Origin of the sequence: Myxococcus sp. AM010 (genome assembly GCF_013372585.1) — a bacterium.
GTDB classification, from domain to species: domain Bacteria; phylum Myxococcota; class Myxococcia; order Myxococcales; family Myxococcaceae; genus Myxococcus; species Myxococcus vastator.
On the sequence record NZ_JABXEO010000003.1, the window covers coordinates 36,465 to 50,353 of the forward strand.

9 protein-coding genes are annotated in these 13,889 nt (G+C 71.1%); 4 read left to right on the top strand and 5 right to left on the bottom strand.

The window, feature by feature from the left end:
- Nucleotides 1-10 precede the first annotated feature (10 nt).
- The 3 genes from HV826_RS02660 to HV826_RS02670 form a co-directional block, all read right to left on the bottom strand.
- On the bottom strand, nucleotides 11-5,086 hold the full coding sequence (locus HV826_RS02660; protein WP_176415433.1) for a tetratricopeptide repeat protein: 5,076 nt from the start codon (nucleotides 5,084-5,086) through the stop codon (nucleotides 11-13).
- A 164-nt stretch (nucleotides 5,087-5,250) separates the two neighbouring features.
- Complete coding sequence (locus tag HV826_RS02665) at nucleotides 5,251-5,802, bottom strand: GNAT family N-acetyltransferase (RefSeq protein ID WP_176415434.1); 552 nt, start codon at nucleotides 5,800-5,802, stop codon at nucleotides 5,251-5,253.
- Nucleotides 5,803-5,904: 102 nt separating this feature from the next.
- A complete protein-coding gene (locus HV826_RS02670) occupies nucleotides 5,905-8,049 on the bottom strand; it encodes a M13 family metallopeptidase (RefSeq protein ID WP_176415435.1) in 2,145 nt (714 codons plus the stop codon).
- Nucleotides 8,050-8,294: 245 nt separating this feature from the next.
- On the opposite strand from HV826_RS02670, the gene HV826_RS02675 reads away from it, so the two are divergent.
- The 3 genes from HV826_RS02675 (at nucleotide 8,295) to HV826_RS02685 (ending at nucleotide 10,663) form a co-directional block, all read left to right on the top strand.
- Nucleotides 8,295-8,900, top strand: a complete 606-nt coding sequence (locus HV826_RS02675; protein ID WP_176415436.1) for a DUF4136 domain-containing protein — start codon at nucleotides 8,295-8,297, stop codon at nucleotides 8,898-8,900.
- Between the two features lie 102 nt (nucleotides 8,901-9,002).
- Nucleotides 9,003-9,995 carry an aromatic ring-hydroxylating dioxygenase subunit alpha gene (locus HV826_RS02680; RefSeq protein WP_176415437.1) on the top strand — a complete coding sequence of 331 codons (993 nt, stop codon included), beginning with the start codon at nucleotides 9,003-9,005 and terminating at the stop codon, nucleotides 9,993-9,995.
- A gap of 17 nt (nucleotides 9,996-10,012) precedes the next feature.
- Nucleotides 10,013-10,663, top strand: coding sequence for a TetR/AcrR family transcriptional regulator (locus HV826_RS02685; protein ID WP_176415438.1), 651 nt, complete (start codon nucleotides 10,013-10,015; stop codon nucleotides 10,661-10,663).
- A gap of 25 nt (nucleotides 10,664-10,688) precedes the next feature.
- Here the strand turns inward: HV826_RS02685 and HV826_RS02690 are convergent, their stop codons facing one another.
- Nucleotides 10,689-11,084 (bottom strand): hypothetical protein, encoded by a 396-nt coding sequence (locus HV826_RS02690; RefSeq protein ID WP_176415439.1) that lies wholly within the window; start codon nucleotides 11,082-11,084, stop codon nucleotides 10,689-10,691.
- A 173-nt stretch (nucleotides 11,085-11,257) separates the two neighbouring features.
- Between HV826_RS02690 and HV826_RS02695 the strand changes: the two genes are divergently transcribed.
- Nucleotides 11,258-12,472: an MFS transporter gene (locus HV826_RS02695; protein ID WP_176415440.1), complete on the top strand. Its 1,215-nt coding sequence runs from the start codon at nucleotides 11,258-11,260 to the stop codon at nucleotides 12,470-12,472.
- A gap of 12 nt (nucleotides 12,473-12,484) precedes the next feature.
- Here HV826_RS02695 and HV826_RS02700 read toward each other — a convergent pair whose 3' ends face one another.
- A complete protein-coding gene (locus HV826_RS02700; protein WP_255217011.1) occupies nucleotides 12,485-13,843 on the bottom strand; it encodes a hypothetical protein in 1,359 nt (452 codons plus the stop codon).
- Between the last annotated feature and the right edge of the window lie 46 nt (nucleotides 13,844-13,889).

Below are 13,889 nucleotides of genomic sequence, written 5' to 3' on the forward strand. Positions count from 1 at the left end.
CCAGGAGCGCCTACAGCCCCAAGCCCAGCCGCTGGCGCAGCCGGAAGAAGTCGTCCGTGAAGGCCCACGCCAGAATCGTGCGCAGGCGCTCGACTTCGCGCACGGCCTGAATCATGGGCTCGGGCGTATCCAGCCGGGCGCCCGCGAAGTTCGGGTCCTCGCGCAGCACCATGCCCAGGCCCACCGCCACGTCGGCGCACATCAGCAGGCCCGCGCGGTCCGCCGAGTAGTCGATGGCCTCCAGCCAGGGCGCCAGGTCCACCTTCTGCGCTTCGCCCAGCGACATCGCCGGACTCTCCAGCGCCTTGAGCGCCTTGCGCGGGAAGGCCCGCTTGAGCTGCTTCACCGACTCGTCGTTGCGCCGGCCCAGCGCGCTGAACTGCGGCGCGTGCAGGCGGATGGCGCTGCCGAAGAGGTCCGCCGTCTCTCCCTGCGACAGCTTCTCCAGCACCGCCGTCTTGTTGAGCAGCCCCAGCGCTGCGCGGCCCAGGAGGAACTTCTGCTCGCGCGCGTTGAAGCGCCGCACCACGTCCTGACCAATGCACACCGACATGGGCTCCGTGGTCTCCAGCACCGTCAGCCCGCGCCGCGCCTGGTAGACCTCGAAGCTCTCCACGCCGAACACCTGCGCCACGGCGCGGATGGCCTTGTACACGGCCGAGTCCGGCTTGAGCCGGTCCGCCTTCGGGTTGACACCCACGATGTCGAAGTTGGGCGGGTACACCTTCTCCAGGTGCTCACCCATGGCGCGCAGCACCTCGAGCAGCGGGCCCCGGGCCCCCGGGTGCATCAGCACCGAGTCCACGTCCGTGTGCGTCAGCGCCTCGCGCGCCTCCTGCGCCAGCCGCGTGCGGGCCTCCATGTAGAAGGCCAGCTCCACCTCGTTGGCGGAGCGCAGGAAGTGCAGCGCCGCCGCCGCGCAGAACGCCTTGTCGAGCTGCTTCAGGCCCTCCCAGAGCTTGAAGAGCGCATGCAGGCTGTCCACGCGCGTCGGGTCCTGCCGGAGGATCTGCCGGTGCTCCTCGATGGCCATCGGCACCGAGGCCGAGTCCCGCGCGTACAGCTCCGCGAGCACCGCGCGGGCCTGGAGGTTCGCGCCATCACCGTCCACCACCTGCCGGTACAGCGCGGTGGCGCGCGCGGGCTCGGACAGCGGCCCCGCGTACAGGTCCGCGGCCCGCATCCGCAGCGTCGCGGCGCGCTTGGGCTCCGCGGCCAGCGGGCCCGCGGCCTGGGCCTCCAGGAGCTGCGCCAGCTCCGGCAGGTTGCGCGCGCGCTCGTAGAGGACCACCAGCCGGTCCACCAGGGTGGGGTTGCCCGGAGACAGCTCCAGCGCTCGGCGGTAGAGCGGGGTGGCCGCCCCCGCGTCGCCCAGCCCCTCGTCATACGTGCGCGCCAGCTCCAGCGTGAAGCGGGCCCGCGGCTCTGGCGGCAGCTCCTGCTGGAGCAGCTTGTGCAGGCAGTCCACCGCGCCCGCCCAGTTGCGCGCCTGCGTGTGGAGCCCGGCCAGCCGCTCCAGCGCCTCCAGGTGACGGGGCAGGGTGGCCAGCACCGTCTGGTAGTGCGCCGCGGCCCGGCTCGGGTCGTTGAGGTGCGCCGCGTACAGGTTCCCCAGCGTCATGTGGAGCTGCGCCAGGACGCGCGGGTCGCCGCCCAGCTGCACGCGCTGGCTCAGCATGGCCGCGGCCTCGGGGTACTGCTGCGCCTCCAGCAGCAGCGCGCCCCGCAGCTCCAGCGCCTCCGGGTGCCCCGGCTGCGCCGACAGCGCCTTCTCCAGCAGCGCCAGCGCCCGCGCGCCGTCATTCAGCGCGGAGTGGTGCAGCCGCGCCGCGCTGATGAACGCCGTGGCCGCCGCCAGCCCGTCCCGCTGCGCCAGCTTCGCCTCGGCGCGCCGCTCCTGCAGGGCCGCCAGGTCCGCGGAGCCACCGCGCTGCGCCAGCAGCTCCTCCAGGCCCGCCTGCGCGCCCGCGTGCAGCGGATCCTTCTCCAGCGCCTGCCGGTACAGCGCCGTGGCGCCGTCCGGGTCATTCAGCCGGCCCACGGCCAGCTTCGCCGCGCCGAGGAGCGCCTCGATGGCGCCGCGCGGATCTCGCGACACCCGGGCCTCGGCCTCCCATGCGGCGCGGGCGCCCGCGAAGTCGCCCCGCTTCAAGGCCACGCGGCGAGCCCCCTGAAGCGCGGGCAGGCACTGCGGCTGAAGCTCCAGGGCCTGCCGGTAGAGCGCCGCCGCCCGCTCCAAATCATTGAAGCGCGTGTCCGCCAGCTCGGCGGTGCGCAGCAGCATCTCCAGGGCCTCGTCGGCGTCCTGCGCGGATGCCAGCCGCATGGTGTACATGCGCGCCAGCCCCGCGGCGTCACCCGCCTGCCGCAGGCCGCGCTCCAGCAGGAAGGCCAGCCGCGCATCACCCGGGTCTGCCTCGAACGCGCGCTTGTAGGCCTCCAGCGTGCCCTCGGCGGGGCTGCGGTCCAGGTCCACGGCGGCGGACAGCCGCAGGGCCGTGGCCAGCCGCGGGTCAGTCACCCGGTCGGCGATGCGCTGGCGCAGCTCGGCGCGGCGCGGCCGGTCCGAGGCGCGGATGCGCTCCAGCAGCGTGAGGGCGGTGAGGTTGCCGGCGTCCAGCGCCAGCACGGCCTCGCAGCACTGGGCCGCGCGTGAGGGCTCCTGGAAGCGGTCCAGGTACAGCCGCGCCAGCTTCAGGTACGCCGTCACCTTGGCCGCGGACGTGCTGCCCACCTGCGTCTCGCGGTCCAGGATGCCGACCAGCTCCTTCACGTTGTCCTGCGCCAGGTACAGCCGCTCCAGCGCGCGCAGCGTGGCGGCGTGGGCCGGCGTCAGGCGCAGCACCTCTTGATACGTGTCGATGGCCAGCTCGGGCCGCAGCAGCTGCTCTTCCCAGATGGCCGCCGCCTGGTAGAGGGCGTTGGCGCGCTCCAGCGGGTCGGTGCGGTTGGCGGCCTCCGCGCGAAGCACCTCCACCAGGCTCTCCCACGCGGCCTGCGCGCGGTAGATGCGGGCCAGCGCGCGCAGCGCCGGGAAGTAGCTGGGCGCCAGCATCAGCGCCTCGTTGTATGAAGCGATGGCCTCGTTGTCCTGGTTCAGCCGCTGCTCGTACAGCTCGCCAATCTTGTAGATGAGCGCGGCGGCCTGCTCGGTGGACGCGGAGCTCTCCGACTCCGCCCGGTACATGTCCACCAGCTTCTCCCACCGGCCATCCTGCGCGTACAGGCGGCCCAGCGCCTTGAGCGCGGGGAGGTAGGACGGGGACAGCGCCAGCACGCGCTCATACGCGGCGATGGCACCCGCGCGGTCCTTGAGGTGCTCGTCCAGGATCTCCGCGTTGCGGTGCAGCAGCGACAGCACCTGCTTGGTGTCGCCCGCGAGCGACGCCTCCAGGTCATGCGTCTCCAGCAGCTCGCGGAAGCGGCTGGCCCGCTCATGGAGCCGCGCGAGGTTGCGGATGGTGGGCAGGTGGTCCGACGCCAGGTCGAGGATGCGCTTCATGCACTCGATGGCGTGGTCCAGATCGCCCAGCCGGTCCTCGTACACCACCGCCATCTTGTTCAGCGTGGTGATGAGCTGATCCCGGTCGCTCGTCTGGAGCAGGTCCTGCTCGTACATGGCCACCAGCTCCGCGAAGCGGCCCTGGCGCTCGTAGAGGCGCGTGAGGGCCTTCTGCGCGGGGAGGTAGCCCGGCTGCAACTGGAGGCAGGTGTTGTAGCGGGAGATGGCGTCCTCCTGCCGTCCCAGCCGCTCCTCCAGGATTTCGGCCGCCTTGTACATGCGCGCGGCCTTCTGCTTCGCGTCCTCGGCGGCGGCGACCTCCGCGTCGAAGACGGCGACCAGCCGCTCCCAGTCCTGCATGCGGTAGTACAGCTTGCCCAGGCCCGCCAGCGCCGCCGCGTGGCCGGGGATGCGGGCGACAATGGCCTGATACCGCGCCGCCGCGTCCGACTCGCGCTTGAGGTCCTCTTCGTACAGCGCGGCCAGCCGCAGGTTGGTGGCCACCAGCTCGCTCTCGTCGTTGAGCGAGCCCACGCGCGCCAGCAGCACGTCCGCCAGCTCCTCGAAGCGGCCCTGCGTCTCGTAGATGCCGGCCAGCTCGCTCAGCACCAGCGGCTCGTTGGGGGACACCTGCCGCGCGGCGAGCAGCGCGGCCAGCGCGTCGTCCTTGCGGTTGTTGCGCTCGTAGACCTTGGCGATCTGCAGGTACGCGGGCGCCGCCTGCGCGCCCAGCGCGGCGGCCTCCGCACCCAGCGCGGCGAGCAGCTCATCCACGCGGCCCTCGCGCTCGGCCAGCCGCTTCATGGCCGCCAGGAGCAGGAGGTCCGACCGGTCCAGCGCGAAGGCCTCGCGGAACAGGGCCGCGGCGCCTTCCTTCTGCTTCAGCCGCTCTTCCAGCAGCAGGCCCGCGGCGGTGAGGTAGTGCGCGCGCAGCGCCGGCTGCTGCACGGCGGCGGCGATCAGCCGGTACACCTCCACCAGCGCGGGCGCGTCATTGCGCACGGCGTAGACGGACTCGAGCTGGGTGAGGACGACGACGTCCGTGGGCCGGCGCTCCAGGCACTGCTTCAGGCACGCGGCGGACTCCTCGTCCCGCGACAGGCGCTCCTGGAGGATGATGCCCTTCTCGAAGAGCAGCGCGGCCTGGTGGCGCGCGTCGTCGGTGGCCGCCAGCTCCGCGTCCATCAACTGGAGCACCATCTGCCAGTTGCCCACGTCCGCGAAGAGCCGGCGGGCCGCGCGGATGTTGACGAGGTAGCGCGGCGCCAGCTTGTAGGCGTTCTGGAACGCCACCGCGGCGTTGCGCGGATTCTTGAGCGGCTCCTCCCAGAGCAGGCCCACCTCATGGAAGAGCAGCGCCGCCGAGTGGGGCTCCGAGACGCTGAGGGCCTTGGCCTCGCGCTCCAGGGAGGCGATGCGCTCGCGCGCTTCATCCTCGGCGCGGGTGTTGGCGGCGGCAGCGGGCGCGGCGGTGGCCTGGGCCGACGTCTCAGGGGCCGGAGCGTTGGGGCTCGCGGGCGCGCCAGACACAGGCAGGGGGGCCACGGGAACAGTGGTCCTCGGGACGTCGTTGCGCTCGCTCATGGAAACCCGGCTCCGAATGGCCAATACGGGGGAGGAGGGATTGGCCATCGCCGGTCGTAACATGCGCTTGGCTAGTCCCTCAACTTCCCGTCTTTCCTGGCGATTTGGGTGCCAGCCACCCCAGGGGACGGGCAGGCGGACCCTGCTCTGGCGCTACGCGCCGCCTATTTGCGTCGAGCGCGCCACTCGTCGCGGCTCTGCCCCCAGCGGTCGACGCGGATCGTGTCGTGCGGCGGTGGCATGTGTGCCGGGCCCAGCACGCGCGACCCCAGCCGGAGCGCGACCTGCTGGGACGGGGTGTTCTCCGGCACGATGCAGTGGATGACGTCGGTCCAGCCCAGGTGGTCGAAGGCCCAGTCCATGGTCGCCGCCGTCGCCTCGGTGGCGTAGCCCCGGCCCCAGAACTCGCGGAGCAGGCTCCAGCCAATCTCCGTTCCCGGCCAGCCCTCCGGCTTCCACGGGCCTACCCGTCCCACCCACGCGCCCGTGGACTTCTCCAGCACGGAGAACATCGCGAAGCCCTGGAGCGACCACGCGCCCGCCATCGCATACAGGTTGCGCCACGCCATCAACCGCGGCTGGACGCCTCCGATGAAACGCGCCGACTCCGGGTCGGCCGACAGCGCGGCGAAGCCATCCAGGTCCTCGGCCAGGGGAGGCCGCAGGAGGAGACGCGGCGTTTCGAGCACGGGGCCCTTGCTTGCCAGGTGAGACATCTCAAACGACCTCAGGGCTGATATTGAATTCGAACCGCCAACGCGGGAGCGACGGCCGCGCGCCTGCAAGCCGGGCCGGCACCCCTCGCCGTCAAATGACGTCTACCAGATGCGGACGCGCTGCTCGGGAGCCAGGAACAGCGTCTGCCCGGGCTTGACGTCGAACGCGCCGTACCAGGCATCGAGGTTGCGCACGGTGGCGGTGCGGTACGGGCCCGGCGAGTGGCCGTCCGTCATGATGATGCGGCGCAGGTACGGCTCGCGGTAGCTGGTGCGCCACACCTGTCCGAAGCCGAGGAAGAAGCGCTGGTCGCCGGTGTAGCCGTCGATGACAGGCGCGGGCTTGCCGCCCAGGGAGAGCTGGTAGGCGTCATGGGCCACCGCCACGCCCGCCATGTCCGCGATGTTCTCTCCCAGCGTCAGCTCGCCATTCACAGCCAGGTCCGGCAGCGGGCGGTAGGCGTCGTACTGCGCCGCCAGGGCCTTCCCCGCGGCCTGGAACTTCGCTTCGTCCTCCTTCGTCCACCAGTTCTCCAGCTTGCCGCGCGCGTCGAACTTCGCGCCCACGTCGTCGAAGCTGTGGACGATTTCGTGACCGATGACCGCGCCGATGCCGCCGTAGTTGACGGCCGGGTCCGCGTTCGCGTCGAAGAAGGGCGGCTGGAGGATGGCGGCCGGGAAGATGATGGAGTTCTGCTGCGGTGAGTTCAGCGCGTTCACCAGCTGCGGCACCATGTACCACTCCTTCCGGTCCACGGGCTGGTCCAGCTTGGCGACGTTGCGCTGGTACTCGAAGCGGACGGCGCGCTCGGCGTTGCCGTAGGCGTCACCGGCCACGATGTCGAGCCCCGAGTAGTCACGCCACTTCTCCGGGTGACCGATGCTCGCCTGGAGCGTGCCCACCTTCTCCTTGGCGCGGGTCCGCGTGTCGGGCGACATCCACGTCAGCGCGTCAATGCGCTTCTCGAACGCGGTGATGATGTTGCGGACCATGGCCTCCGCCTCCGCCTTCACCTCCGGCGGGAAGTGCTTCGCCACGTAGAGCTTGCCCACCGCTTCGCCCATGGAGTGGTTGGTGGCGTCCACGCCACGCTTCCAGCGCTCCTTCAGGGCCGGCGTTCCGGTCAGCGTCTTGCCGTTGAAGGCGAAGCTCTCGTCGACGAAGGCCTTGGGCAGGTACGGCGCCGCGCGGGCCACCGCGTGGAAGGCCAGGTAGTCCTTCCACGCCTGCAGGGGCTCGCTCTGGGCGAGCTTCGACAGGGCCGTCAGCGCGCTCGGCTGCCAGACGATGAACTGCTCCTGCGTGCCCAGTCCCGCGGCGGCGAAGAACGCCTTCCACGCGAGGCCGGGCGCGCGCTTCGTGAACTCCGCGCGCGGCCAGGGGTTGTTCGCCTTGGAGATGTCCCGCGTGTCGACCTGCGACACGTGCGCCTGGGCCATCTTCCGCTCCAGGGCGAAGACGCGGCCCGCGCGCGTCTCCACGTCATCGAAGCCGGCCAGCTTCAGCATCGCCGCGATGTGCGCCTGGTAGCGCTCGCGCAGCTCCGTGAAGCGCGGGCTGTCGGCCAGGTAGTAGTCCCGGTCGGGTAGCCACAGGCCGCCTTGCAGCAGGTAGGGGGCGTAGCGCGACGGCTCGTTCAGGTCCTCGGCGACCCAGAGGCCGAAGAGCCGGTCCGTGGTGACGTCGCCCATGTTGAGCGCGTCCACGTCCGCGCGCAGGGTGGCGCCCAGCACCGTGGCCAGCTGCTCGCGCTGCCCGATGGCGGCGATGCGCTCCAGCTCCGGCTTGAGCGGCGTCACGCCCCTGGCCTCGATGGCCGCCTCATCCATGAAGCTGGCGAAGAGGTCTCCCACCTTCCGGGCCTCGCTGCCCGCGGGGGCCTGGCGCTGCGCCTCGATGAGCTCGCGGTTGCGCTGGTCCGCCTGCTCCGCCAGCGTGGTGAACATGCCGTAGCTGGAGCGGTCCGGCGGAATCTCCGTCCGCCTCACCCAGGCGCCGTTGGCGAAGCCGTAGAAGTCGTCGCCCGGCGCGATGTCGCGGTCCATGCCGGAGGAGTCGAAGCCGAAGGTCCCATACGTGGGCTTCGGCTTGGACGCGGGCGGCGCGGCGGGCGCCGCGGCGACAGGGGCGGGCGGCGCGGCTTTCTCCGCGGAGGTGGAGGACGCGCAGGAGGTGAGCAGGGCCGTGGTGCACGCGGAGGCCAGCACATGCCTGGCGCCGGGGAATCGTCGGTGGGGAGGTGTCAAGGGTTGCTCCTGAAACAAGGGGCTGCGAGCCGAAGACCGGGGATATAGACGGTCTGACATCCGAAGGCGCGGGCCGAACAACGGATTCAGCGGTTTCATCCCGAGCGGGCAGACCTTCCGCTCGGCCCCGCTCCGCCACAGTCGCCGGACGTGCGGGCCGTACCCGAGGGTCGCGTGACGGACGCCTAGGTTTGCAGGGAGCCGGTGCCGCGATGTGTCCGCGCCCCGACATCCTGGAGGCTCCCATGCGGCTGTTGTTCCGAATCACCCCCGTGCTGTTGGGGCTGGCGCTGGCGGCCTGCTCGGGCATCCGCGTCAACACCAACTACGACCCCAGCGCCGTCGAGCGAATCGAGGACTTCCGCCGCTACGCCTGGCTGCCGCAGCCCCAGGGCAAGGACGCCCGCGTCTACAACGACATCGTCGACGTGCGCGTGCGCATGGCGGTGGACCAGGAGCTGAAGGCGCGCGGCTACCAGAAGGTGGACATGGGCGCGGACCCGGACTTCTTCGTGGGATGGCAGGGGGCCATCGACACCAAGGTGTCCATCGACACGGTGGACTCTTTCTATGGCTACCCCTGGGGCCCGTACTGGAGCCCATGGAGCTCCTTCTACGGGCCCTATGGCTATCCGTACGGCATGGGAGGGCCGCGCACCTACGTCCGCGAATATGACGTGGGCACGCTCATCCTCGACGGCGTGGATGCCCGCGAGCAGCGGCTGGTCTGGCGCGGCACCGCCCAGGCGGAGCTCCACCGCGACCTGTCTCCCGATGAGCTCCAGAAGAAGATCAACGACGCCGTGCACAAGCTGCTGTCGCGCTTCCCTCCAAGTCCGGAAGCGTCCTGAGCCGGCCAGGCAGGCACTCCCGCGCGTTTTCGGTTGCGAGCCCCCAGGCCGGTCGTCAGTATTAGACCAGTGGTCCAACTGACGGTCTAGGGTGGGTGTTCGATGAATGAAGCGACGGGCTCGAAGCACGCCGAACAGTGGGCGGCGCACTGGTACGCGGTGGCGCGGTCACCGGCGCTCGGGGCGGGACGGCCCTTGGGAATCCAGCGCCTGGGGCGGCGGCTCGTGCTCTGGCGGGACGCCGCGGGCGAGGCCCACTGCGCGGATGCGGCCTGTCCCCACCGGGGCGCGGACCTCGGGCTTGGACGCGTGCGGCGGGGGGCGCTCGAGTGCCCCTACCACGGCTTCCGGTACGACGGAGGCGGCGCCTGTCTGGCCATGCCCTGTGAGGGCCTTGACGCGAAGCCCTCGCGTGGGCTCGCGCTGCGCTTGCATCCGGTGCGGGAGGCACATGGGTTCATCTGGGCGTGGCTGGGGGGCCGGGCGCCAGAAGCCCTTCCCGCGCTGCCCTGGCTCGCGGACGCGCCGGAGCCTGATTCGAGCAGCGCCGCGGTGGAGGAGGTCTGGAACGCGCGCTTCACCCGGGTCATGGAGGGGATGATGGACCTCCACCACTTCCCCTTCGCGCACCGGCGCTATGTCCCGCCGGGCTACACGCGGCTGGACCCCTACGAGGTCCATGTGGATGCGGGGGCCATCCGCACCGTCGGCTGGCTGCGCAAGGAGGCGCGTCCGCCTGGGACGGGGTTCCGGTTCGACATCGACGTGGGCTATCCGGGCGTGCTCCACCTGCGCTTCTCGCCCCGGCTGGACGCCGCCGTGGTCTGCACGCCCGTGGATGTCGAGCACACGTGGATCGCGGCGCGCTTCCATCAGCGATACGTCCGGCTGCCAGGGCTGCGGTGGCTCGCCGCCCGGCTGGCGATTGCGTTCGAGTTCCGCTTCATCCAGCCAGACGACTACCGGATGGTTCGCTCCAGCCTGCCTCGCTCGGGAGCGCTGACGCACGGGACGCTCGTCCGGGCGGACCGCGCCATCGCCGCGTGGCACCAGTTGCATCACGCGGCGCTCGGCGACACGCCTGACGCATCCTGATAGAAGCGCTGCGTCCGATGCCCCGTCCCCGCGCCAGCAGGCTCGACCCCGAGCGCAGACAGACACTCCTCGACGTGGCCGCGGAGGAGTTCGCGGAGCACGGCTTCGATGGGGCCTCCTACAACCGCATCCTGGAGCGCGCGGGCTTCTCCAAGGGCGTCGCGTACTACTACTTCGAGGGCAAGGACGACCTGTACGCCGCCGTGCTGGCCCTCACGCTGGATACGCTGGCGCGGCGCTTCGGCGCCTGGCAGCGGCCCGCGGACGCGGACGGCTTCTGGCGCGCCCTGCGTGCGCGTTACTTCGCGCTGACGACGCACATCGTGAACGACGAGCGTTCGGCCCGGCTCCTCCGGAGCATGTCGCAGGCGCGCACCCATCCGAAGCTCCAGGAGGCGTGGCTGCGCTTCGAAGGGCCGCTGGTGGCGTGGTTCCAGCGTGTCCTGGAGGACGGGCGCGCGCTGGGCGCGGTGCGTGGCGATATGCCGGAGTCCCTGCTGCTCACGTCCCTCATGGGCATCGGACAGGCCACGGATGGGTGGCTGCTAGAACAGTGGGCGCACAGCGGGGTGCCGGCGCTCCAGCGTGGGGCGGAGCAGGTGTTCTCCCTCTTCGAGGACCTGCTGGTCCCCAGGCCCGTGGGCCCGCCTCCCGCGAAGCGGCGCTGAGGCGGACCCTGGCGGGCAGTGCGTCTCAGTAGGCGCAGGCCCGGTTCGCGCAGTACCCCTGGACGCCGCGGCAGACACAGTCCGCGTCATCAATGCACCGGGTCGACGGACACGTCGGACCGCCGCCTCCGCCTCCACCGCCGCTGTACGTGTAGCTGCACGCATTGAAGGAGCACGTCGCCGTGCGCGCCGTGGGGCACGCGTTACGGCACTCCTGGTCGGAGCTGCACCGGACCGTCACACAGGCGAGGCCCGAGAGGTCGCCCTCACTGAACTCCGCGTCGGACTGCACGCTCTGCGAGCACTCCGCCGCGCTCGCCACGGCGACGTTGGGCTCAGGGGACTCCGCGCTCGCGGCGGTCGCCGCGAAGGCCAGCAGGACGGCGACGCTCCAGGACAGACGGTGTCGGCGGGAAGACATGGTGACGTTCCTCTCAATCCCCGAGGCTGGGTCCCTGTCGGTGTGCAGGGTTTTCGGGGATGTAAAGGCTATCATGGCTGAAGCTGGCCATTCGCCGGACGCGAAACCTGTTCCCCTGGCGGGCAGGGGCGTCAATCATCTGGCATATGCCCCCGCCATCATGGACTTCTCCCGTGCCCCGGAACGTGCAGCGACGGGTACGGGCGCTCGTCTTCGTCACGGTGTTCCTGGACCTGGTGGGCTTCGGCCTCATCATCCCATTGCTGCCGTTCTACGTGGAGTCCATGGGCGGGACGGCCACGACGGCGGGCGTGCTGTTGGCGTTGTTCTCCCTCGCGCAGCTCGTGGCCTCGCCGGTGCTGGGGCGGCTGTCGGACCGGGTGGGGCGCCGTCCCGTCATCCTGCTGAGCCTGCTGGGCAATGCCATCTCCATGGCCCTGTTCGCGTACTCCACCCACGTCCAGTGGCTGCCGTGGTTGTTCGCGTCGCGGCTGCTCGCGGGTGCCACCGCGGGCAACCTGGCGGCGTGTCAGGCGGCGGTGGCGGACGTCACGGAGGAGCGTGGGCGGGCCGCGGCCATGGGCCTCGTCGGCGCGGGCATTGGCCTGGGCATGGTGCTGGGGCCCGTCATCGGCAGCGTCCTCCATGTGCATGGCGCCTGGGCGCCACCGCTGGCGGGCGCGGTGATGGCGGCGGCGGCGATGCTGGGCGTGTTCTTCTTCTTTCCGGAGACGCACCGCCCGCGGGCGGAGCGGCACGAGGAGCCAGGCCGTCCCCGGGTGCGGCTGTCCGACGTCCTGGCCCGGCCCGGGCTGGGCGCGGTGCTGGCCCTGACGTTCCTGGTGTTCATCGGGATGACGAACCTCCAGGTGTCGCTGGGGTTGCTGGCCCAGGCGCGGTTCGGCTGGGGCGAGCTGGAGATCGGTCGGCTCTTCGCGTTGATGGGCCTGGTCACCTTCGTGCTTCAGGCCTTCGTCATCGGCTGGCTGACACGTCGGGTCCGGGACACCACGTTGGTGCTGGTGGGCGCCGCGTGCATGGGGACCGGGCTCACGTGCATCGCCGCAGCGAGCCACGGGGCCATGTTGGTGCTGGCCATGGTGCTGGTGGGCTCGGGGACGGGGTTGTTGCAGCCGCTGATGGCCAGCCTGGCCTCCGGGTTCGCGGGGCGCGAGCTGCGTGGCGGGGTGCTGGGCGTGGTGCAGTCGGCGGGCGGGCTCGCGCGCGTGGTGGGGCCGGTGTGGAGCGGCTTCCTCTACTCACGGATAGGGCCCGGTGCGCCCTTCACCAGTGGGGCGGTGGCGGCGGGCGTCGCGCTGTTGGTGGGCGCTTCGCTCCTGCGGCGGCGCGTTCCGGACGCGCCGCCGCCGTCGAGCTTGAAGGTCTGAGCGCGGCGTCGCCTACAGGCAGTACCGCGCGAACGCCGGGCTGCTGCACAGGCTCTGGAAGGCCGCCAGGTTGCAGGTGTCAGCGCCGGGACCGACATTGCACGGATTGCCGTGCGGGCTGCCGTAGTCGTTGCAGGTGAACTCGACGCGTTCGCCGAACAGGGAGGTGACGGCCACGGTGTTGTTCGCGTACTGGCCGTTGACGACGCAGCGGTCCAGGGTGCCCGCGTGGTCCACGGTGTAGACGCCATGGGACAGGAAGCCGGGGCACTCCACCGTGCAGCTCGTCGGCGACTCCGGCGGGCGGAAGCCGAACATGAAGGTGTTCGGCTGGCCGGTGGTCATGCCGAACGTCCCCGTGGGGGCGCCGGTGGGGCTCAGCGGATCCCCGGTGCCGTTCCAGTTCCCCTTGGCCAGCGAGTACGTGCTCGCGCCCACGGCCCACAGGGCACTGAGCGCGTCCGGCTCGTTGCCCGCGGCGCCGTAGAACATGCGGAAGGAGAGGACCTGTCCCACGGCGAGCGCGCCCAACCGGAAGTCGAGCTGCGCGCCCAGGTCACCGGGCCCCACGTTGGAGAAGTCCCCCGTGCCGCCCATGAGCGAATAGTTGAGGGCCAGCGGGTCCAGCGACACGAAGTTGTTGTCGACCGCGCCCACAACCCAGGGGTTGCCCGCGGTGCCCGCGACGGTGACGTACTCGGAGAAGGTGTTGGGCAGGATGTCGTAGTCGATGCCGCGCGTGTAGCGCAGGTCGGAGACGAAGGCCGTGCCGATGTTTTCGATGAGGACGTCCACCTGGTACAGGTGGTTCGTCACGGGCGACGGCCTGTAGATGTGCGTCACCCGGAACGTGTTCCCCACGCGGACGACGGACATGGTGGAGATGGGAGACGGCGCGTTGAGCTCCACCGTGAGGTTGGAGGACGCGCCGCAGTCCGCGGAGCTGTGGCCGGAGATGCCCAGGTCGGCGCTCGCGACACCCCAGCCTTCACACGCGCTGCCTGGCGCGGCGGCCTCGCCGTTGGTGGGCAGGTAGCGCAGGCCAATCGTGCGCGTGCCGAAGGTGCCGCTGGAGATGGGGTTGGTGGGACAGGGGAGGTTGAGGTGCCCCGCGGGCGCGACGCCGAGCCGGACGACGCCGTTGTCAATCATCCCGGGACAGTCGGGCAGCGGCGGCGGAGTGAGGTGCGGCTCGGACGCGAGGAGGCGCTCCTCGTGCAGCAGGGCCTTCGCGTTCTGGGGATGGGGCCGCGCCTTCGCGCCGGCGGGGGCAAGCGCCTCCGCGCCGGAGGCCAGCGTCTGGCCGCTCCAGGACAGGGCGCAGAGGAGTGCCGCGTGCAGCAAGCGCTGGGGATTCTTCGATGCGCGCATCCAGGTTCTCCTGTGCCCGGTGGTGCCGGGCAGTGAGAGGGCCATG